Origin of the sequence: Sphingobium sp. LB126 (genome assembly GCF_002795205.1) — a bacterium.
In the GTDB taxonomy this organism is placed as follows: domain Bacteria; phylum Pseudomonadota; class Alphaproteobacteria; order Sphingomonadales; family Sphingomonadaceae; genus Sphingobium; species Sphingobium chungbukense.
In genome coordinates, this window is the sequence record NZ_NETV01000001.1 from 2,355,129 (window position 1) to 2,375,801 (window position 20,673).

Annotated in this window: 21 protein-coding genes and 1 tRNA gene; 9 read left to right on the top strand and 13 right to left on the bottom strand. The window is 65.3% G+C overall.

Going from position 1 to position 20,673, the window contains the following annotated elements; translation table 11 throughout:
* Nucleotides 1–1,269 carry an ergothioneine biosynthesis protein EgtB gene (gene egtB / locus CAF53_RS11530; RefSeq protein ID WP_100238116.1) on the bottom strand — a complete coding sequence of 423 codons (1,269 nt, stop codon included), beginning with the start codon at nt 1,267–1,269 and terminating at the stop codon, nt 1–3.
* A gap of 207 nt (nt 1,270–1,476) precedes the next feature.
* On the opposite strand from egtB, the gene CAF53_RS11535 reads away from it, so the two are divergent.
* A complete protein-coding gene (locus CAF53_RS11535; RefSeq protein WP_100238117.1) occupies nt 1,477–2,754 on the top strand; it encodes an amino acid permease in 1,278 nt (425 codons plus the stop codon).
* Between the two features lie 140 nt (nt 2,755–2,894).
* Here CAF53_RS11535 and dnaJ read toward each other — a convergent pair whose 3' ends face one another.
* Nucleotides 2,895–4,028, bottom strand: a complete 1,134-nt coding sequence (gene dnaJ / locus CAF53_RS11540) for a molecular chaperone DnaJ (protein WP_046763551.1) — start codon at nt 4,026–4,028, stop codon at nt 2,895–2,897.
* A 63-nt stretch (nt 4,029–4,091) separates the two neighbouring features.
* Nucleotides 4,092–5,990: a molecular chaperone DnaK gene (gene dnaK / locus CAF53_RS11545; RefSeq protein ID WP_046763689.1), complete on the bottom strand. Its 1,899-nt coding sequence runs from the start codon at nt 5,988–5,990 to the stop codon at nt 4,092–4,094.
* A gap of 176 nt (nt 5,991–6,166) precedes the next feature.
* Between dnaK and CAF53_RS11550 the strand changes: the two genes are divergently transcribed.
* Nucleotides 6,167–6,640: a copper chaperone PCu(A)C gene (locus tag CAF53_RS11550; protein ID WP_100238118.1), complete on the top strand. Its 474-nt coding sequence runs from the start codon at nt 6,167–6,169 to the stop codon at nt 6,638–6,640.
* Entirely contained in the window at nt 6,637–7,107 is a 471-nt protein-coding gene (locus CAF53_RS11555) for a hypothetical protein (protein WP_046763549.1), read from the top strand. Before CAF53_RS11550 ends, CAF53_RS11555 begins: the two co-directional genes overlap by 4 nt.
* A gap of 33 nt (nt 7,108–7,140) precedes the next feature.
* Here CAF53_RS11555 and CAF53_RS11560 read toward each other — a convergent pair whose 3' ends face one another.
* The 4 genes from CAF53_RS11560 to gluQRS form a co-directional block, all read right to left on the bottom strand.
* Nucleotides 7,141–8,016 (bottom strand): GGDEF domain-containing protein, encoded by an 876-nt coding sequence (locus CAF53_RS11560; RefSeq protein WP_100238119.1) that lies wholly within the window; start codon nt 8,014–8,016, stop codon nt 7,141–7,143.
* A 189-nt stretch (nt 8,017–8,205) separates the two neighbouring features.
* Nucleotides 8,206–8,775 (bottom strand): cob(I)yrinic acid a,c-diamide adenosyltransferase, encoded by a 570-nt coding sequence (locus CAF53_RS11565; RefSeq protein WP_100238120.1) that lies wholly within the window; start codon nt 8,773–8,775, stop codon nt 8,206–8,208.
* A gap of 4 nt (nt 8,776–8,779) precedes the next feature.
* Nucleotides 8,780–9,013, bottom strand: coding sequence for a twin transmembrane helix small protein (locus CAF53_RS11570; RefSeq protein ID WP_100238121.1), 234 nt, complete (start codon nt 9,011–9,013; stop codon nt 8,780–8,782).
* Between the two features lie 9 nt (nt 9,014–9,022).
* Nucleotides 9,023–9,904: a tRNA glutamyl-Q(34) synthetase GluQRS gene (gene gluQRS, locus CAF53_RS11575; RefSeq protein ID WP_242443423.1), complete on the bottom strand. Its 882-nt coding sequence runs from the start codon at nt 9,902–9,904 to the stop codon at nt 9,023–9,025.
* A 123-nt stretch (nt 9,905–10,027) separates the two neighbouring features.
* Between gluQRS and CAF53_RS11580 the strand changes: the two genes are divergently transcribed.
* Nucleotides 10,028–10,594: an HNH endonuclease gene (locus tag CAF53_RS11580; protein ID WP_046763544.1), complete on the top strand. Its 567-nt coding sequence runs from the start codon at nt 10,028–10,030 to the stop codon at nt 10,592–10,594.
* A 38-nt stretch (nt 10,595–10,632) separates the two neighbouring features.
* Here CAF53_RS11580 and CAF53_RS11585 read toward each other — a convergent pair whose 3' ends face one another.
* Nucleotides 10,633–11,370, bottom strand: coding sequence for a Crp/Fnr family transcriptional regulator (locus CAF53_RS11585; RefSeq protein WP_046763543.1), 738 nt, complete (start codon nt 11,368–11,370; stop codon nt 10,633–10,635).
* Between the two features lie 286 nt (nt 11,371–11,656).
* On the opposite strand from CAF53_RS11585, the gene murA reads away from it, so the two are divergent.
* Nucleotides 11,657–12,940: a UDP-N-acetylglucosamine 1-carboxyvinyltransferase gene (murA, locus tag CAF53_RS11590; protein ID WP_046763542.1), complete on the top strand. Its 1,284-nt coding sequence runs from the start codon at nt 11,657–11,659 to the stop codon at nt 12,938–12,940.
* On the top strand, nt 12,933–14,456 hold the full coding sequence (locus CAF53_RS11595; RefSeq protein WP_100238123.1) for a PAS domain-containing protein: 1,524 nt from the start codon (nt 12,933–12,935) through the stop codon (nt 14,454–14,456). The genes murA and CAF53_RS11595 overlap by 8 nt, the downstream gene beginning before the upstream one ends.
* Here CAF53_RS11595 and CAF53_RS11600 read toward each other — a convergent pair.
* From CAF53_RS11600 to CAF53_RS11610, 3 genes are all read right to left on the bottom strand, one after another.
* Nucleotides 14,401–14,838 carry a response regulator gene (locus tag CAF53_RS11600; protein ID WP_046763540.1) on the bottom strand — a complete coding sequence of 146 codons (438 nt, stop codon included), beginning with the start codon at nt 14,836–14,838 and terminating at the stop codon, nt 14,401–14,403. The genes CAF53_RS11595 and CAF53_RS11600 overlap by 56 nt on opposite strands.
* A 90-nt stretch (nt 14,839–14,928) precedes the next feature.
* Nucleotides 14,929–15,159 (bottom strand): hypothetical protein, encoded by a 231-nt coding sequence (locus tag CAF53_RS11605; RefSeq protein WP_046763539.1) that lies wholly within the window; start codon nt 15,157–15,159, stop codon nt 14,929–14,931.
* Complete coding sequence (locus CAF53_RS11610) at nt 15,160–15,777, bottom strand: DNA-3-methyladenine glycosylase (RefSeq protein ID WP_100238124.1); 618 nt, start codon at nt 15,775–15,777, stop codon at nt 15,160–15,162.
* Nucleotides 15,778–15,856: 79 nt separating this feature from the next.
* Here CAF53_RS11610 and CAF53_RS11615 point away from each other — a divergent pair, with 79 nt between their 5' ends.
* Nucleotides 15,857–16,174 (top strand): 2Fe-2S iron-sulfur cluster-binding protein, encoded by a 318-nt coding sequence (locus CAF53_RS11615; protein WP_046763537.1) that lies wholly within the window; start codon nt 15,857–15,859, stop codon nt 16,172–16,174.
* A 137-nt stretch (nt 16,175–16,311) separates the two neighbouring features.
* Here the strand turns inward: CAF53_RS11615 and CAF53_RS11620 are convergent, their stop codons facing one another.
* Together CAF53_RS11620 and rlmB are read right to left on the bottom strand one after the other, a co-directional pair.
* Complete coding sequence (locus tag CAF53_RS11620; protein ID WP_100238125.1) at nt 16,312–17,067, bottom strand: hypothetical protein; 756 nt, start codon at nt 17,065–17,067, stop codon at nt 16,312–16,314.
* Nucleotides 17,068–17,124: 57 nt separating this feature from the next.
* The gene (rlmB, locus tag CAF53_RS11625) at nt 17,125–17,865 is read right to left on the bottom strand and encodes a 23S rRNA (guanosine(2251)-2'-O)-methyltransferase RlmB (protein ID WP_046763535.1); all 741 of its coding nucleotides are present in this window, start codon (nt 17,863–17,865) and stop codon (nt 17,125–17,127) included.
* A 101-nt stretch (nt 17,866–17,966) separates the two neighbouring features.
* On the opposite strand from rlmB, the gene CAF53_RS11630 reads away from it, so the two are divergent.
* A tRNA-Tyr gene (locus CAF53_RS11630) sits at nt 17,967–18,053 on the top strand.
* Nucleotides 18,054–18,167: 114 nt separating this feature from the next.
* Nucleotides 18,168–20,426 (top strand): glycoside hydrolase family 3 N-terminal domain-containing protein, encoded by a 2,259-nt coding sequence (locus CAF53_RS11635; RefSeq protein ID WP_046763534.1) that lies wholly within the window; start codon nt 18,168–18,170, stop codon nt 20,424–20,426.
* Nucleotides 20,427–20,673: the final 247 nt, after the last annotated feature.

The following is a 20,673-nucleotide window of genomic DNA, read 5'->3' on the forward strand; positions in this document are numbered from 1 at the left end:
TTACAGATCCTTTGCCAGCCGCAGTCCGGTGAACTGCCAGCGTTGATGGGGGTAGAAGAAATTGCGGTAGCTCGCCCGGACATGGCCGCGCGGCGTGGCGCAACTGCCGCCCTTCAGCACGAACTGGCCGGACATGAACTTGCCATTATATTCGCCCACCGCGCCCTCGGCGGCACGGAAGCCGGGATGGGGGCGATAGGCGCTACCGGTCCATTCCCACACGTCGCCGAACATCTGCGTCAGCGCCGATCCACCCTCCGCGGCGCGGGCGCGCGGACAGGCCGCGCCGTCGAGCTGGTTGCCGCTGGTCGGCGCGATATTGAGCGCCGCGCTTTCCCATTCCGCCTCGGTGGGCAACCGGAATCCCGCCCAGTGGGCATAGGCATCGGCTTCATAAAGGCTGATATGGGTCACCGGCGCCGCGCGATTGACCGGCTTGCGGCCGTCCAGGCCATAGCGGGTCCATCCCTGCTCGTTGCGTTTCCAGTAGAGCGGCGCCTCGATCCCCTCCGCCTGGACCCAGGCCCAGCCATCCGACAGCCAATGGGACGTGCGCGCGTAACCGCCATCCTCGATGAAGTCGATCCATTCGCCATTGGTTATCAGACGATGGGCCAGCGCGTGGGGATGCAACACCGCCTTGTGGCGGGGGCCCTCGCAATCGAAGGCGAAATCGCCTTTGCCATCGTCGCCGATCTCGACCAGTCCCTGCCGCCCCTCGATCCAGTGGAGCGGGCCCGGGATCGGCGCGGGCAGGGCATTGGGTGCGTCGAACAGCGCGGGTTCTAGTGGGTTCAGGGACAGCAGATGCTGGATGTCGGTCAGCATCAGTTCCTGATGCTGCTGTTCGTGGTTGAGGCCCAGCAGCACCAGCGCCTGCACTTCGGGCTTCAGCATCGGCAGGGCGGTGACCAGCGCCTTGTCGACATGCGCGCGATAGGCGCGAACGTCCTTCAGGCTCGGCCGGGTCAGCATCCCCCGCATCGGCCGGGCATGACGCGGCCCCTCCGCTTCATAATAGCTGTTGAAGAGGAAGGCGTAGCGGGCATCGAACGGCGTGTAGCCCGGCACATGATCGCGCAGTACGAAGGTCTCGAAAAACCAGCTCGCATGGGCAAGATGCCATTTGGCCGGCGACGCGTCGGCCATGGACTGCACCGTCGCATCGGCGTCTGAAAGCGGTGCCGCCAGCGCTTCGCTCAGCGCCCGGACCTCCCGGTAACGGGTGATGAGGTCGATCTGGCTTGGTGCGGTTCGGCTTTTGCCCATCCATGCCCCTCCGATACGGTTGATCCGCTCTCGCAAGGGAATCGCACGAAGGGTGGTTATGTTCCGACTCCGGCCGGGGAAGGGGGGCTTGTCATTTCCGGACGCCGGCTTTGCGATGCCTTGTTGCGAAAATCCCGCGCCCGCCTCCATTGCGCCGCGCGCCGCATAAGGCCATGAATGGCCGATGCGCGAACCCCAGGCTGAGTCATGAACATGCCTCCCTCCACCAGCCGCACCTTGGGTCTTGCCGCCTGCATCGCGCTGGTGATGGGCAATATGATCGGGTCGGGCGTGTTCCTGCTGCCTGCCTCGCTCGCGCCCTTTGGTTGGGACGCGGTGGCGGGCTGGGTCTTCACCATCGCGGGATCGCTGGTCCTGGCCTATGTCATCGCGCGGTTGACGGTCCTGATGCCCGATGCCGGCGGCACGGCGCAGTTCATCACCCGCGCCTATGGCCCGCTTGCCGGTTTCGCGATCGGCTGGATCTACTGGATTTCGGTGATCTTCACCAATGTCACCATCGCCGTCGCCGCTGCCGCCAATCTCAGCAGCATCCTGCCCGCGCTGAACCGCCCGGGCGTCGGAGCGCTGGTATCGATCGCCTTTCTATGGACCACGACCGGCGTCAACCTGATCGGCGCGCGGGCGGTGGGCCTGACCCAGCTCGCCACCACCGCGCTCAAGCTGATCCCGATCGTCGTGGTTCTCATCCTGCTCGCCCTCATGCTGGGCAGCGGCAAGGCGGAGGTCGCACCCTTCCCCGCGCACGGTTTCACCGGCGCCGGGATCACGTCCTCGGCCGCGCTGACCCTCTGGGCCTTGCTCGGCTTCGAATCCGCCAGTGTCGCCGCCGACAAGGTGCGCGATCCCGCCCGGACCATCCCCCGCGCCACGCTGATCGGCACGGCGGTCACGGGACTCATCTATCTGCTCGTCTGCTCGGGCATAGCGCTCACCTTACCGGCGGCGGAAAGCCAGTCCGGTTCTCCCTTCGCTGCCTTCGTCGCTCATTATTGGTCGCCTGGCCCCGCGCATCTAATCGCCGCCTTCGCCACCATCAGTTGCCTTGGCGCCCTCAACGGCTGGACTCTGTTGCAAGGCGAAGTGCCGCTCGCCATGGCGCGGGGCGGCGAACTGCCGCGCTGGCTGGCGGGAGCCAACGCACGCGGCACGCCGGTCCGCGCATTGCTGCTGTCCTGCGCGCTGGGGACGCTGATGCTGATCGCCAACAGCCTGCAAGGGCTGGTCGCGCTGTTCACGGCGATGGCGCTGCTGTCGACCTCGGCCACGCTCTGGCTCTATGTCGGATGCGCGCTGGCGGCGCTCAGGTTCCGGCTGGTGGTTCCGGTGGCGCTGATCGGGCTTGGCTATGCGCTATGGACGCTCTGGGGCGCCGGGCTGGTGCCCAGTGGCGCCAGCTTCCTGCTGATGGCGGGGGGATTTCCCTTTTACGCCTGGGCGCAGCGGGAACGCGGAAACAGGTAAATTTGGCGCTTTGTGCGCCTTGGCGCGGTTTTCGATCTGATTGAATCAGATCGCCGCTCCAAGCCTTTTGTCTGCCACGATTCTCAACCAGCGATCGGTTCCGATCGCTTGGAAATCGCTCTAAAGGAAGCGGGGAGAAATCAATCCCCCCACAATTCCTTGAGCTTGCTGAAGAACCCCGTCGACTGCGGGCATTCCTCGCCCGTCTCCGTCTCACGAAAGGCTTCCAGCAATTCGCGCTGCTTGGCCGTCAGCTTGGTCGGGGTCTCGACATCGACCTGGATCACCAGATCGCCCTGTCCGCGCCCGTTCAGCACCGGCATGCCCGCGCCACGCTGGCGGATCTGCTTGCCCGACTGGATGCCGCTCGGGATCTTGATCTCGTGCCGTTGGCCATCGAGGCCCGGCACTTCGATCACGCCGCCCAAAGCCGCCGTCGTGATGCTCACCGGCGCGCGGGCGAACAAAGTCGTCCCATCCCGCTCGAAGATCGCATGCCGCTTCACATGCAGGAAGATATAGAGGTCGCCCGCGGGCGCGCCGCGTGCCCCGGCCTCGCCCTCGCCCGACAGGCGGATGCGCGTGCCTTCGTCGACACCGGCGGGGATGTTGACGGACAGGGTCTTGGGCTTGTCCACCCGTCCCTCGCCCCGGCACGAGCGGCAGGGGCTTTCGATCACCTGGCCCGCGCCATGGCAGGACGGACAGGTCCGCTCGACCACGAAGAAGCCTTGTTGCGCCCGCACCTGGCCATGGCCGTGGCAGGTGCCGCAGCTCTTGACCCCCGTGCCGGGCTGTGCGCCGGACCCATCGCAGCTTTCGCAAGACGCGGAGACTTCGATCTCGATCTCGGTCTTCTTGCCGTGATAGGCGTCGTCCAGCGTGATTTCCATGTCGTAGCGCAGGTCCGCGCCGCGCCGCTGGGCCTGTCGCCCGCCGCCGCCGAAACCGCCAGCCGCCTGACCGAAGATCGTCTCGAAAATATCGCCCAGGTCGGAAAAGCCACCCGCGCCGCCGCGCCCGCCGCCAAAGCCCGCGCCGCCATTCTGGAACGCCGCATGACCGAACCGGTCATAGGCCGCCCGCTTCTGCGGGTCCTTCAGGCATTCATAGGCCTCGGAAACGGCCTTGAACTTGGCCTCGCTGTCGGCGCAGCCCCCGGTCTTGTCGGGGTGATATTTCATCGCCAGCTTGCGATAAGCGCTCTTGATAGCCCCGGCATCGGCCGTGCGCTCAATTTCGAGCAGTTCGTAATAATCGATTTCGGTGCTCATCTCGCCCCCGGCGTCCCTGCCCCGTCAAGCCCATAACAGTCCTGACGGGGCAAGCACATCAGCTTACGCCTTGTTGTCGTCCACTTCCGAGAATTCGGCATCGACGACATCGTCGTCCGCCTTCGGAGCATCCGCACCCGGAGCAGCCGCAGCCGCCTGCTCCTTCTCATAAATGGCCTGGCCCAGCTTCATGGCGACCTGCGCCAGTTCCTGCGCCTTCGCCTTCATGGCTTCAGCATCGCCGCTCTCGACCGCCGACTTGGTGGCGGCGATCGCGGTCTCGATTTCCGACTTCAGGCCGGCGTCCACCTTGTCGCCATGCTCGGAAAGCTGCTGCTCGGTGGTGTGGATCAGGCTCTCGGCATTGTTCTTCGCCTCGGCCGATTCGCGCTTCTTCTTGTCTTCCTCGGCGAAACGCTCGGCATCCTTGACCATCTGGTCGATGTCGGCGTCGCTGAGCCCGCCCGAAGCCTGGATGCGGATCTGCTGTTCCTTGCCCGTGCCCTTGTCCTTGGCATGGACGTTGACGAGGCCGTTGGCGTCGATGTCGAAGGTGACTTCGATCTGCGGCACGCCGCGCGGCGCGGGCGGAATGCCGACCAGATCGAACTGGCCGAGCAGCTTGTTGTCCGCCGCCATTTCACGCTCGCCCTGGAACACGCGGATCGTCACCGCCTGCTGATTGTCGTCGGCGGTCGAATAGACCTGTGACTTCTTGGCGGGGATGGTGGTGTTGCGGTCGATCATGCGGGTGAACACCCCGCCCAGCGTCTCGATACCCAGCGACAGCGGAGTGACGTCGAGCAGCAGCACGTCCTTGACGTCACCCTGCAACACGCCTGCCTGAATGGCGGCGCCCATGGCGACGACTTCGTCCGGGTTCACGCCGGTATGCGGTTCCTTGCCGAAGAAGTCCTTCACGGCCTCGCGCACCTTGGGCATGCGGGTCATGCCGCCAACGAGGACGACTTCGCTGATCTCGGTCGCCGAAACGCCAGCATCGGCCAGCGCCTTCTTGCAAGGCTCCATGGTCCGCTTGATGAGGTCGGCCACCAGCCGCTCCAGATCGGCGCGGGTGATGTTCTTGACGAGGTGCTTGGGACCGTTCTGATCGGCGGTGATGAAGGGCAGGTTGACTTCGGTCGACTGGGCCGAGGACAGCTCGATCTTCGCCTTTTCAGCGGCTTCCTTCAGACGCTGGAGTGCCAGCTTGTCCTTGGTGAGGTCGATGCCCTCTTCCTTCTTGAAGTCGGCGGCCAGATATTCGACCAGCTTGGCGTCGAAATCCTCACCGCCCAGGAAGGTGTCGCCATTGGTCGACTTCACTTCGAACACGCCATCGCCGATCTCCAGGATCGAGATGTCGAAGGTGCCGCCGCCAAGGTCGTAGACCGCGATGGTCTTGCCGTCCTGCTTCTCCAGCCCGTAAGCCAAAGCAGCCGCGGTCGGCTCGTTGATGATGCGCAGCACTTCAAGGCCCGCGATCTGCCCGGCGTCCTTGGTAGCCTGACGCTGGGCGTCGTTGAAGTAAGCGGGAACGGTGATGACCGCCTGCGTGACCGTTTCGCCCAGATAGCTCTCGGCGGTTTCCTTCATCTTCTGGAGCGTGAAGGCGGAAATCTGCGAAGGCGAATAATCCTTGCCGCCGGCATTGACCCAGGCGTCGCCATTGGGGCCCTTGGCGATCGAATAGGGGACGAGTTCCATGTCCTTCTTGGTCATGGGATCGTCGAAGCGGCGGCCGATCAGGCGCTTCACCGCGAAGATCGTATTGTCCGGATTGGTCACGGCCTGACGCTTGGCGGGCTGGCCGATCAGTCGCTCGCCATCCTTGGTGAAGGCGACGATCGAGGGCGTGGTGCGCGCGCCTTCTGCATTTTCGATGACCTTGGGCTTGCCGCCGTCCATCACGGCGACGCAGCTATTGGTCGTGCCCAGGTCGATACCGATTACTTTTGCCATCTTGTCCTCTTTGAACCCCAAATCACATTCAGCGGTTGACGGCCCCATACCTCACGAAAGCGCCAAGGCAAGGCCGTTTGCGAAAGGGATATAGGCGCGCTTTTGCTTGGCACAAGAAGCTGTGGAGATTAGCTAGTCAATCGACCGGAAACGAGACAGTCACGAAAGCCTTGTCGATGCGCTCTTATTTTACCCCGATCCTCCTTGCACCCCTCGCACTGGCGGCCTGCGGCGACCCCGCGCCCACCTATGTCGACCAGGCCTGGGTGCGCCTCAGCCCCAATAAGGACATGCCGTCCTCCGGCTATTTCATCGCCCATGGCGGCGATGCGGACACGGCGCTGCGCGGCGTGCTGACCGATTACGCGCTCAAGGTCGAGATGCATGAGAGCATGAGCGAGGGCGGCAAGATGACGATGAAGCCGATCGAAAGCGTTCCCATCCCCGCCAAGTCGAAGGTCGCCTTCGCGCCGGGCGGCAAGCATCTGATGCTCTGGGGCGTCAACGACACCGCGATCGGCCGGGGCAAGATGACGCTCACCTTCCTGCTTGCCAATGGCGACCGCCTGCTGGTCGATGCCATCATCGAGAAGCCCGGCGCCGCTGCGCCCGCCAGTGCGCCCAACCCCGACGACCACAAGGCCCATTGACCGCTCGCCCGCTGACGGTGGCGGAGGCCGCTCTCGCCCGATCGGTCTTCGGGCAGGCGATCGATTACGGCCGTGTCAGGGTGCATAATCGCAAATGGTGGCCTTTCCAGCCCAAAGGCGTCACCATGGCGCCCGACGGCGATCTCTGGTTCCATCCGGCGGGAGGCCTGTTCTGCACGGATTTCTGCGACACGCCGCTGCATATCCAGGGGCATTTCATCCATGAGATGACGCATGTCTGGCAGGCCCAGCGCGGGGGTAAATGGTATCTGCCGCTGATGCGCCATCCCTTTTGCCGCTATGGCTATGAGATCGTGCCGGGACGGCCCTTCGATCGTTATGGGCTGGAGCAGCAGGCGGAAATCGTGCGCCATGCCTTTCTGATGCGGCGTGGGGTTCCGGTGGCGGGCAAACCGCCGCTCCCCGTTTATGAGGCGCTGCTACCCTTCGGAAGGGGCATGGGGTGACGGCGCCCGATCCTTCGATCACCGTGTCTCCTGCTAACCATAGGCCTGAGTGGAAGGGCGTTCGGCCCGCCGGATCTGATCCCGCCCGGACCGCTTGGCGCGATGCAGCGCCTCTTCCGCCTGGGCGATCGCCGCCGTCACCGGACCACCGCGCCAGGCGCACAGCCCCGCTGAAAAGCTGATCGGTTGGCCGTTCACCCGGCCGACCGGTTCCTGCCGCATCCGTTCGGCCATGCGGGCAAGCGACCAGCTTGCCTCGTCCTCGATCGCGTCCTGGTAGAAGATCGCGAATTCCTCCCCGCCCCAGCGGCCGATCAGGTCGATGCGGCGTGTCTGCGATGACAGGCGGGCCGCGAAATCGCCGAGCACATGGTCGCCCCCATCATGGCCGAGCTGGTCGTTGACCTGCTTGAAATGATCGATGTCGATGATCGCGATGCAGCCCCGGCGCCGGGCGTGGGGTAGGGTGTCGAGCTGCGCCAGGAAACCGCGCCGGTTGGCGATACCGGTCAGCGGGTCCTCCTGCGCCGCGATGTTGCGTTCATCGATCTCCCGTGCGGGATGCGCGGCCCGGCTCATCCCGGCGAACAGCCTGGCGATGATGTCGCCGACCGTCGGCAGGGTTGGCGTGCCGCCGCGTTCCGGGCGCGGCGCATCGCCCTCATCCCGCGCATCGACCAGCGCGTGGATCGGGTCCAGCAGCGCGCCGATGCCGATCAACGCCCCCGCAGCGCCCGCCATGGTGGCAAGGATCAGGATGATGCACTCCGCCCAGGCGATCCGCCCTGTCGCCAAGCCCCAGCCGATATAGCCCAGCAACGGCATATGGGTGGTGACGAGGCACAGCGCGAAGAGGCGGCGGCGCAGGGAATGCGGAAAGAGGAAGGAGGTCGCGCGGTAGAACTGCATCCCTGAGGCCCGTCGTTGAAATCGCGCTCAAAATTGGCGCGGCGCGTAAATCCAAGGTGAAGGGGAATGGTTAACGGCCGCCCCATGGACGAACCGTGCGGCGCGCGAGTCGAGCCGTTGAGGATGGAGAGGCAGGCCGCGGCCGGCCGCTCGCGGAATGCGGCAATCAAATATCAGAGCGAGCGAATATCAGCGCGAGGCGCCCGGCACCCATTTGACGTCGCCCCCGCCGTTGCCGTTGAGCCGGCGCGCCATCACGAACAACAGATCGGACAGCCGGTTGAGATAGGCCAGCGCCTGGGGATTGAGCGCCGTTTCATCGGTCGCGGCGGTGGCGGCGCGCTCGGCCCGGCGCGTGACCGCCCGGGCGAGATGCACGGCGGCGGCGGCAGGCGATCCGCCCGGCAGGATGAAGCTGTCCAGCGGCGCCAGCTCGGCGTTCATGGCGTCGATCTGGTCCTCCAGCCGCTTGACCTGCGACGCGACGATGCGCAGCGCCCAGGGTTCGTCCGCGCCCTCGGGGATCGGCGTGGCGAGGTCCGCGCCCAGGTCGAACAGGTCGTTCTGGATGGTGGTCAGCCACGCCGCTTCCGGCCCGTCACCGATCGCCACGATGGCCAGGCCGATGGCGCTGTTCGCCTCGTCCACGTCGCCGACCGCCCGCATGCGCGGCGCATGCTTGGGCAGGCGCGATCCGTCGACAAGGCCCGTCGTGCCCGCGTCGCCGGTGCGGGTGTAGATCTTGTTGAGCTTGACCATGGGGTCAGTTGTTGCCCTTCATCAGCAGCAATATGGCGACGATGATCACCGCAACGGCCTGGAACAGGATGCGGTTCATCATCATCCTGTTCTGCTTCAGGCTGGACGAACTGGGGCCGCTTTCCGGCGAGTTGAGCTGTTCCTTGCTCGCCTGCAAGAAGGCGATGATGCCCCGGATCAGCGCGAACAGGGTGGCGCCCATGGCCAGGATCAGGGCAATGACAAGCACGGTGTTCATGGCGTGAATCTAGGCGCTCCCCAGCGAAATGCCAATCGGAAAGCGCGCCTGGCGCAGATCGTCGGCCAGTTGTCGCGGATCGGCGCCCTGCGCCCGCAGATCGGCGAGCGCGATCGAACCGTCGCGCTTGGCAAGCCGCCGGCCATCCGGCCCCACCAGTAGAGGATGGTGGATATAAGTGGGCGAGGGGAGGTCGAGCAGCGCTTGGATCAAGCGGTGGATATCGCTCGCCCCCAGCAGATCGTCGCCGCGCAGCACATGGCTGACCCCCATCGCCGCGTCGTCCAGCGTGCAGGAGAGGTGATAGCTGGCCGGCGCATCCTTGCGCGCAAGCACGACGTCGCCCGCCAGCAGCGGTCTCGCTTCCACCGCCCGCGTTCGATCGGAATGAAGGGATGCAGCGTCCCAATGCAGGGTTCCGGCCCGCTCGACGGCGCGCGCCATGTCGATCCGCCAGGCATGCGGCTCGCCCGCCGCTATCCGTTGCGACCGTTCCGTTTCCGCCAGTCCGCGGCAGCTTCCGGGATAGGCCGGCCCTTCCGGCCCATGCGGCGCGCTGGCGCTGGCGGCCCATTGGGCCTGGATGTCCGCGCGGGTGCAGAAGCAGGGATAGAGCAGCCCCATCCTCTTCAATCGCCCCAGTGCGGCCTCATAATCCCCCAGCCGCGCCGATTGGAACATGATCTCGCCGTCCCAGGCGACGCCAAGCCAGCGTAGATCCTCCATGATCCCCGCGACATGCTCGGGACGGCTGCGGGTGCCGTCTATGTCCTCGATCCGCAGGCGGAAGGTGCCGCCCCGGACCCGCGCGAAGTCCATCGCCAGCAATGCCGACCAGCCATGGCCGATATGCAACCTACCGGTGGGGCTTGGCGCGAACCGAGTCACCATATGCTGTGGTTGATGCGATTGAATCATACAGGCCCTTGACGGGGTAGGGGTGTTAATGCTGTCATGCGCCCGTCACGTTTCTGGTCGATCAGAGCGGCGGCGAAAGGGATTGAAGGGTAATATATGTACCATCCCGACCTGATACGACATCCGGAAAACTGTCCGGCACTGGTTCTGAATGCGGACTACACGCCCCTAAGCTATTATCCGTTGAGCCTCTGGCCCTGGCAAACCGCCATCAAGGCGGTTTTTTTGGATCGTGTGGACATCGTCTCCAGCTATGAACGGGAAGTGCACAGCCCAAGCTTGCAGATGAAGATCCCCTCGGTGATCGCGCTCAAGCAATATGTGAAGCCGTCGGAACATCCCGCCTTCACCCGTTTCAACCTGTTCCTGCGCGACAAGTTCGCCTGCCAATATTGCGGTTCGCCCAGCGACCTGACCTTCGACCATGTGATCCCGCGCCGCGCGGGCGGCCGCACGACATGGGAAAATGTCGCCACCGCCTGCTCCCCGTGCAATCTCAAAAAGGGCGGGCGCACGCCCAAGGAAGCGCATATGCAACTGCATGTGACGCCGATCCGCCCGACGAGCTGGCAGTTGCAGGAACATGGCCGCGCCTTTCCGCCCAACTATCTGCATGAAAGCTGGCACGACTGGCTCTACTGGGACGTCGAACTGCTGGCCTGACGGGACATCCTGCGCGCGTTCCAGCCCGCATCTCGGTATCAGTTCAGGGACGGAACCCAGTCCAGATCCATATCCTTGTGCCGGTTGGTATAATGGCCGATTTCCTCCAGCCGCGCCAGGTCGAGCAGCGTGATCCGCCCATTCGCCCGGCCGATCAATCCTTCCTGCTCCATCCGCCGGATCATCCGGTTCACATGGACGGAGGTGAGGCCGATGGCGTCGCCAATCTCCTCCTGCGTCAGTTTCAGGTCGAAGCTGTCGACGATGCTGTCGTCCGTCACCCGCAGCCGGTCGAAGATATCGAGCAGGAAGGAGGCGACCCGCGCCTTGGCAGAGGTCCGCCCCAATGAGGCGAGCCGGTCCGTCAGCGCGACGCGCTCCGCATTGGAGAGCAGGAACAGCAGGGCCGCGACCCGCGGATATTCCTCCAGCAGCCGCCGCAACGCATGTTTGTCGAACGGACAGATGATCGCGTCGGACAGGGCCACCAGCGATTCCGGCGCCTTGCTATATATGGTGCTGGCCGACCCGATGAAATCGCCAGGGAAATAGACGCGCAGGATCTGCCGGCTGCCATCGGGCAGGATGACGAAACTCATCACCCGTCCCTCGCGCAGGACGAACAGTTCCGTGACCGTATCGTTGACGCGCTGGATCATCGCGCCCCGCTTCACCTTGCGGGGATTTTCCTCAAGCCGGGTCAGCGCTTTCCTTTCTGCATCGGACAAAGGCACATGCTTCGCCAATCTGTCCGCGAAACAACTTGTTGCCACCAAACACACCTTCTTGCTTACATTGTCGTTACGATGGCAAAACGCCCCACGCGTCTTTTGGCTGCATTTCCGCAAGTTGCACTAAACTCGATCAATAATGGGCGGGCGAACGCACAAATGTTTCAGGGCGGCGTCAGAGTCTGTGCGGAAATGCGCGGAAGAGCGGGCTCGCGCGGGGCATGGGGCCGATAGGCGCATTTCCAAACAGGCTATCGGAAAAAGCGCGCCGCCCTGGCAATGGCAAGCCGACGCCTTGCGAAAACCGCAATTAGCGGTAAGAACCCAGCCGATGGACCGCATTCACATCCGCGGCGGCAAAGCGCTCAACGGCCGCCTTCCCATTTCCGGCGCAAAGAACGCCGCCCTGACGCTGCTGCCTTGCGCGCTGCTGACCGACGAGCCGGTGACGCTGCGCAACCTGCCGCGCCTCGCCGATGTCGACAGCTTCGGCCATCTGCTCAACCAGTTGGGCGTCTCGACCATGATCGAGGGCGCTCGGCCGGAGGATTTCGGCCGCGTCATGACGCTGCGCGCGGGCCGCGTCACCTCGACCGAAGCGCCCTATGACATCGTGCGCAAGATGCGCGCGTCGATCCTGGTGCTGGGCCCGCTGCTCGCCCGTGCGGGTGAGGCGCGGGTGTCGCTGCCGGGCGGCTGTGCCATCGGCAACCGCCCGATCGACCTGCATTTGAAGGCGCTGGAAGCGTTCGGTGCGAAGATCGAGATCGCGGCGGGCTATGTCCGCGCCAGCGCGCCCGACGGCGGCCTTCCCGGCGGCCTCTACACCTTCCCGGTGGTGTCGGTCGGCGCGACCGAAAATGCCCTGATGGCGGCGGTGCTCGCCAATGGCACCTGCGTCCTGGAAAATGCGGCGCGCGAGCCGGAGATCGTCGATCTGTGCAAGCTGCTGATCGCCATGGGCGCCGAGATCGAGGGCGTGGGCGGCGACAAGCTCACCATCCACGGCAAGCCCCGCCTGCACGGCGCGACCTACAGCGTCATGCCGGACCGGATCGAGGCGGGCAGTTACGCTTGCGCCGCGGCGATCACCGGCGGTTCGCTGGAATTGGCGGGGGCCTGCGCCGACGACATGCACGCCATCCTCGCCGCGCTGCGCGATGCGGGCGTCCATGTCGAGCAGATCAAGGACGGCATCAAGGTTGCGTCGGACGGCAGGCTCCGCCCGCTCACCATCTCCACCGCGCCCTTCCCGGCCTTTCCGACCGACATGCAGGCGCAGTTCATGGCCATGCTGACGCTGGCCGACGGCGCGTCGGTGCTGACGGAGACCATCTTCGAGAACCGCTACATGCACGTTCCCGAACTGGCGCGCATGGGTGCGGACATCAGCGTCAATGGCCGCACGGCGATCGTGCGCGGCGTCGACCGGCTGGTCGGTGCCCCCGTCATGGCGACCGACCTGCGTGCCTCGATGAGCCTCATTCTCGCCGGCCTCGCCGCCGAGGGAGAGACCCAGGTCAACCGTGTCTACCATCTCGATCGCGGCTATGAGCGGCTGGAGGAAAAGCTTTCCGCTGTCGGCGCCGACATCGAACGCGTCAGCGATGGCTGACGGCAGCGGCCTCGAGGCGGATCGCGCAGCGCTCATTGCGCGCTACGATCTCGATGCCGGCGGCTTTGCCACGCTCGACCAGATCACGGATTTTGCCGCCGCGCTGTGCGACGCGCCCATCGCGCTGGTCAGCATCGTCGAGGCGGACCGGCAACGTTTCCTGGCCCGCACCGGCGTGGATGTGGAGGAAACGCCACGCGATGTTTCCTTCTGTGCGCATGCGATGCTGGACGATGCGATCTTCATCGTGCCCGATACCGGCCTCGACCCGCGTTTCGCCGATAATCCGATGGTGACGGGCGCGCCCTTCATCCGCTTTTATGCCGGCGCTGCACTGGTCGACGGTGATGGAATGCCGCTTGGCGCGGTGAGCGTTCTTGACACCCGCCCGCGCCCGGGGCTGACCGATCTTCAGCGCCAGGGCCTGTCCCTGCTTGCCCATCAGGTCATGGTCGAGCTGGAAGGGCGGCGCCGCGACCGGGAAGTGATCGCCCGCCAGGCAAGGGACGCGCAGGCGGTGGCGGAAAGCGACCGCATGTTCCGTACCCTGGCCGACACCATGCCGCAAATGGTGTGGTCGGCGCTGCCGGACGGCTATAACGACTATTTCAACGCGCGCTGGTATGAATTTGCCGGGGTCGCGCCGGGTACGACCGATGGCGCGGGGTGGAGCGCCTTGTTCCATCCGGACGACCAGCCGATCGCCTGGAAACGCTGGCGGCACAGCCTGGAGACGGGCGATCCCTACGAGATCGAATATCGCATGCGCCACCATAGCGGGGACTATCGCTGGACGCTGGGACGCGCGCTGCCGATCCGGGACGGGGAGGGCACGATCATCCGCTGGATCGGCACCTGCACCGACATCAACGACCAGATACTGATGGTGGAGGAACGCGAGGTCATCGCGCATGAACTGTCCCACCGGATCAAGAACATCTTCTCGGTGATTTCCGGCCTCATCGGCCTGTCGGCGCGCGAACATCCCGAAATCCGCGTGGCGGCGGACGACCTGCGCGACCGGATCATGGCGCTGGGCCGCGCCCATGACTTCGTCCGCCCGCACGGTCCCAATTCGCAGCCGGATCATGGCGAGGGGCGGCTCTGGGGCATACTCGACCAGATTTTCGCGCCCTATCGCGACGCGGACGGCGCGCGCATCCTTTTTTCCGGCGAAAATCCGGCGATCGATGATCGTTCCGCCACGCCCCTGGCCTTGCTCTTCCACGAACTGGCCACCAATGCCGCCAAATATGGCGCGCTCTCGGTGCCCATGGGCAAGGTGCATATGCTGGTGACGGGAGAGGATGGGGAAATCCGCATCGACTGGCGGGAGGAAGGGGGGCCGTCCGCCGTCTCCACCACCCATCAGGGCTTCGGCAGCCGGCTGATGCAACTCAGCATCGAACGGCAATTGGGCGGACGGATGACCCGCGACTGGCGGCCCGAAGGCCTCAGCCTCAGCCTCTGGATTCCATTGGCATCCATGATCCGCGTGCCGACAGGAACGGCGTGAAGCCGGCAATTTCGGCGGTTTCCAGTTCCGGTTTGTCGGTGGCGGCCAGATGCAGCGTCTCGATGATGCTGTGCGCCCGGAAGGGCTTGGTGATGACACCCATCGCCGCTTGCGATGCGTCGCCGATCTGCGCGGGATTGGCGGTCACATAGATGACCCGAATGCCGAATTGGCTGGCCAGTTCGACGCCGATGCCCGGACCGGTAGGGCCGTCGCGCAGGTTGAGGTCGACCAGCGCTATGTCGCAATCGCCCGCCGCTTCCAGCGCCGCCTGACGGTCAGCCGCTATGGCGCCGACCAGGAAGCCCGCGTCCTCGACGATATGTTCGATTTCCAAAGCGACGAAAATCTCGTCCTCGACGATCAAGACCTTTTTGTTCATCCCAACGCCCGTGCAACTGGAGCCGGTAAATGCACAAAAGGGCCACAGGTTCCGCAATTGCCCAAAAAAATCGTGGTGCATCACGACATATTATTGCTGGGTCGTATCGGCCACGCTGCTCCAGACCGTCTCGAATGCGCTGCCCCGCATCAGCAGGACGGACGCCGGATAGCCTGCCTCGCTCGCCTTTCGCGCCGTTCCGGTGGCGCTTTCCACCGCCGCCTCGCACGTCGGGAAGGGGCCGTAATAGCGGTTGTCGAGATTGATCTTCCACACGCCCTCATGTTCCAGGACGATGTAGCGGGCGTGGGGCAAGGGCACTTAAAGAACCTCCGTATTATAATGGTGCCAGGCCATGATCGCTGCGGCGCCGCGATGCGGGCGCCAGCCTTCGGCAAGATCGCGGGTCAGCTTTTCGCTCGGCCGCTCGGGCAGGCCCAATATGCGCCCGACCTCGATCTGCACGGCCAGGTCGCCGGCAGGCCAGATGTCCGGCCGCCCCTCCGCGAACAGCAGGTAGATTTCCGCCGACCAACGCCCGATGCCCTTGATCCTGACCAGTTGGGCAATGGCCTCCTCGTCCTCGGCGTGCAGGGCGTGCAGGTCGAGTTCGCCGCTCACCACCAACTCGGCCAGGCTGCGGGCATAGCCCTGCTTCTGCCGCGACAGGCCGCAAGCCCGCAAACTGTCGAAATCCCGCGCCAGCAGGGTGTCGGGCGCGCAACCCTCGCCCAGTTCCGCCTCCAGCTTGCGCCAGACCGCGGCGGCGGCGGCGACGCTCACCTGCTGACCCACGATGGTGCGCAGCAAAGTCTCATAGCCGGGCGCACGGACGCGGGGCAGGGGATAGCCGACCCGCGCGATCGCCGCCGCAAAGCCGGGTTCCCGCGCGGCGATCGCATCCAGGCTTGCCCGCAACTGATCCGCTGTCGTCACCATTTAATCGCTGTCCAGCCCTTGATTTCCCCTCGTCGCTCCGACATGAGCGGCAGGAAAAAATTTTGAGGGACCGGGGTACATGGCGAAACTGATTGTGGTCAACCGTTCGGGCGAGGAGCAGGCGGTCGAGGGTGCGAACGGCCTGTCGGTGATGGAAATCATCCGCGACAACGGCTTTGACGAACTGCTGGCCCTGTGCGGCGGCTGCTGCTCCTGCGCTACCTGCCACGTCTATGTCGATCCCGCCTTCGCCGACAGCCTGCCGGCGGTGAGCGAGGATGAGAATGATCTGCTCGACAGCTCCGATCACCGCAACGAAACCAGCCGCCTGTCCTGCCAGCTCACCTTCAGCGATTCGCTGGACGGCCTGCGCGTCACCATCGCGCCGGAAGACTGAGTCCAACCGGCCGTTCCTTCTCCCTTGGAGGGATAAGGATACGCAGCCTTGCTGAGCGCGGCGAAGCTAGGCGCAGTTGGATGAGGGGGGAGTGGGCATCGTGCCCACGCGATCCTGTGGATCGCACACCCTCCCGTCTACGGCCTGACCCGTAGCGTGGCGGCAGGCGCCTCGCTGGTGAGCGGCGTCACCTTCCAGACGATCCGCTTGCCCTGCGGCACGGCCTGCGCGCCGTCTTCCTGGTTCTGGCTGACGATCTCCGCATCGGTGGTGAGGGTGAAGATGCCGTCAAGCGCCTTGGCCGCGTCGCCCGTGCTGCTGCCGCCCATCGGGTTCTGGCTCTTGTCATAGCCGTTGGAATAGCCCGGCGCCTTCACCCGCACCCGGTCATCCCCGCGCAATTCCACCGCGACGAAGGGCAGCACGATCTGCGCATCGCTGTTGAAGGGGAAGAGGAACGCGTGGGTCAGCCTGCCGCTGATCGCATAGTCGATCTCGAAACGGTGATTGCCCATATAGCGGACGGCGCGAAATCCCTTTTCCTTCGAAAGCGCCGCCGCGATCGTCTGCATCTGCTGCTCGTCGCCCTTGTCCTGCTTGGCGTCGAAATGCTCGTCGGGCGCGGCCGGCGTCTTTTTCTGCAAGGCGGTGCGCAGCGTGCTCGGCTGGTCCTTGGGCGTGCCGTCGTCCAGCGGCTCGTCCGGGCCGCTGCCGGGCGGGCTGCCCAGCCCCTTGCCCAGATCGGTCGCCAATATCTCGCCCTTATAGGTGAAGCTGAAGCTCCGGTCGGCGCGGATGTCGAGCGTCGATTCGAACTTGCCCGGCGTCACCAGGCAGGCCGAGAGCAACAGGCTGGCCGCCAACCCGCAAACAGCACGCAGAAGAACGGCCATATCCAACCCCCTATGCCCAACCCCCTATGTCCAACCCCCTGTCAGTCCCTTGACCGGCTACCGGCTGGCGGCCGCATAAAGGGCGATCGCCGCGGCATTGGACACGTTGAGGCTTTCCATGCGCGGGCTGATCGGCAGTTTAGCCAAAATGTCGCAATGCGCCATACTGTTGTGGCGCAACCCTTCGCCCTCGGCGCCCAGCACCAGCGCGACCCGCGACGTACCGATCGCCTCGCCCAGTGTCTGTTCCGCCTCGCCGTCGAGGCCGATGCGCCAGTAACCGGCCTCCGCAATCTCATCCAGCGCACGGGCCAGGTTCACCACCCGCACCCAGGGCACGATTTCCAGCGCGCCGGACGCCGATCGCGCCAGCACCCCCGATTCGGGCGGCGCATGCCGGTCCTGCGTCACGATGCACAGCGCGTCGAACGCCGCCGCCGACCGCAGGATCGCGCCGACATTATGCGGGTCCGTCACCTGGTCCAGCACCAGCACGGGCCTGTTGTCGTCCTGCCCCGTCTCCAGCACGTCGCCCAGCCAGACATCGTCCAGCGGCTCGACCTCCGCCACGATCCCCTGATGCGGCGCGTCCGCCGGCACCATCCGGCCCAGATCGGCCACATCGGCATAGACGATGGGCAGGACCGGCGGCAGGTCGAGCGCATTCAGCGCGTCCCGCGTCCCCCATATCTTGCGCACCACCCGGTTCGGATTGGCCAGCGCGGCGATGACGGCATGCCGTCCATAAAAGCGGGGAAAGGTCCCTTTGGCCTTCCCGGTGCGATTTCCTCTTTTCATGACGCGCTCTTTTCACATTGCACCATTGACAGGCAAGTCTCCTTTCGCCATTGGAGCGCCCTCCAGCCGATCGGGGGCTTCCCCGAAACGGTGTGGCGACTGGACAGGTGGCCGAGTGGTTAAAGGCAGCAGACTGTAAATCTGCCCGGGTTTCCCGTACGCTGGTTCGAATCCAGCCCTGTCCACCATCGCTCCCCCGGCCGTATTGATCGGCCTTATGGCTCAGCCCATCTCTCCGCCGGTTGCTTGCCCGCCTTGACGGGATAGATGCGGTTCATCCGACATCTGCTACATTTCCCCTGATGACCATCGACCGCCGCGCCGTCCTGACCGCCGCCCTTGCCGGCTTCCTGACCCTTCCGCTCCCTCGCCGCGCCCTCGCGGCGAGCGAGGTGGAGCGCGTCGACGACCTGATTGCGCGCATGACCATAGAGGAAAAGGCAGGCCAGATGACGTGCCTTGCCGACAGCTTCCGTCCCTACAACCCGCCCAATCCGCAAGTCGGCATCCAGAATGAAAAGCAACTGGCCGACGAAATCCGCAAGGGCCGCGTCGGTTGCCTGTTCAATGGCATCGGCGTAGCGGGCGCCCGCCGCGCGCAGGATATCGCGCTCAAACAGAGTCGCCTTGGCATCCCGTTGCTGTTCGCGGGCGACGTCATCCACGGCCTCAAGACCATCTTCCCCGTGACCCTGGCCGAATCGGCGAGCTTCGATCCCTCGCTCGCCGAAAGGACGGCGCGCGCCATGGCGGTCGAGGCCACGGCGGCGGGCCTGCACCTCACCTTCGCGCCGATGGTCGACGTCGCCCGCGACCAGCGCTGGGGCCGCGTGGTCGAGGGGGCCGGAGAGGATGTCTATCTGGGCAGCCTCTTCGCCGCCGCCCGCGTGCGCGGCTTCCAGGGCCGCGACCTGCGCCGCGACGACAGCCTGCTCGCCTGCCCCAAGCATTTCGCCGCCTATGGCGCGGTCGCCGGGGGCCTCGAATATGGCAGCGTCGACATCAGCGACGAGACGTTGCGCGAAACCCATCTGCCCCCCTTCGGTTCGGCCTTCGCGGCGGGTGCGCTCACCACCATGGCGGCCTTCAGCGAGATCAACGGCGTCCCTGCCACCGCCGACCGCGACCTGCTCACCGACACGCTGCGCGGCGAGATGAAGTTCCGCGGCTTCGTCTTCTCCGACTATACCGCCGACGAGGAACTGATCGCCCACGGCTATGCGGAGGATGAACGCGACGCCACCCGCCTCGCCATCCTCGCGGGCGTCGACATGTCGATGCAGAGCGGCCTCTATATCCGCCACATCCCCGATCTGGTGAAGAGCGGCGCCGTGCCGATGGAGACGGTCGACGTCGCCGTCCGCCGCATCCTCTATGTCAAGACCGCCATCGGCCTGTTCGAAAACCCGTACCGCTCGCTGAATGAAGAGGCGGAAAGGACCCGCATCTTCACGCCCGCCCACCGGGCGCTGGCGCGCGAGGCCGCCACCCGCTCGATCGTGCTGCTCCAGAATGATGGCGTGCTGCCGCTCGATCCGGGCAAGAGCCAGACCATCGCGCTCATCGGCCCCTTCGGCGAAGACACCATGAACGTCTATGGCCCCTGGGCCTTTTACGGCGACAAGGGGAAGGGCGTCGACATCGCCACCGGCCTGCGCGCCGCCATGCCGGACCCGGCCAGATTGCTGATCGCGCCGGGCAGCGGCATATTGACGCCCATCGACGGCGGCGTCGCCAAGGCGGTGGAAACCGCCAAGGCCGCCGATATCGTCATCCTCGCTCTGGGGGAATCGCAGGACATGTCGGGCGAGGCGCAATCGCGCACCGCCATCGAACTCCCCATCGTGCAGCAGGCGCTGGCCGACGCCGTCGCCGCCACCGGCAAGCCCGTTATCGTCCTGCTCCGCCATGGCCGGGCGCTCGCGCTGCACGATGGTGTCGCCAATGCGCAGGCGGTCCTCGCCACATGGTTCCTCGGCTCCGAATCCGGCCATGCCATCGCCGACATTCTGTTCGGCAAGGAAAACCCCTCCGCCAAGCTCCCGGTCAGCTTCCCGTGGGAATCGGGGCAGGAGCCTTTCTTCTATGACCGCAAGTCGACCGGCCGCCCGGTGATCGACAACCGCACCGAATATCGCTCGCGCTACACCACCACCGACAACAGCGCCCGCTACCCCTTCGGCCATGGCCTCAGCTACAGCGACTTCACCCTCGACCAGCTCAAATTCTCCGACACCGCGCTCCGCTGGGACGCGGCCATCGGCATCACCGTGCGCGTCACCAACAGGGGGCAGCGCAAGGGCAGCGAAGTGGTCCAGCTCTACATCCGCGACCGCGTCGCGAGCCGAACCCGCCCGATCCGCGAACTCAAGCGTGTCGAACGCGTCACGCTGGCACCGGGGGAAAGCAGGACACTCCGCTTCTCCCTCTCCCGCATCGACCTGGAATTCGTCGGCGCAGGCAACCGGCGAATCGCCGAACCCGGCGCGTTCGACCTGTGGATCGGCCAGTCCAGCGTCGGCGGCCTGCAGGGGGCCTTCACCCTTTATGCGCAGGCCTAGCCATTCCCTGAGGATCGCTGGCGCAACGTGCGTTGGATCAGGACCACCTAACCTCCCGTTCGCCCTGCGCTTGTCGAAGGGCCCTGCTTCTTCAAAAGAAGACAAGGGTTTCGACCGGCTCAGCCCGAACGGCGAGAGGTGATCCCGATTTGACGCAGCACGCTCAAAACGCTGTCCTACACGCCCCACCCCATGCCATAATCCCACCGGCTCCTTCCCACCGTCAACCCATCCCACCCCGCACCAG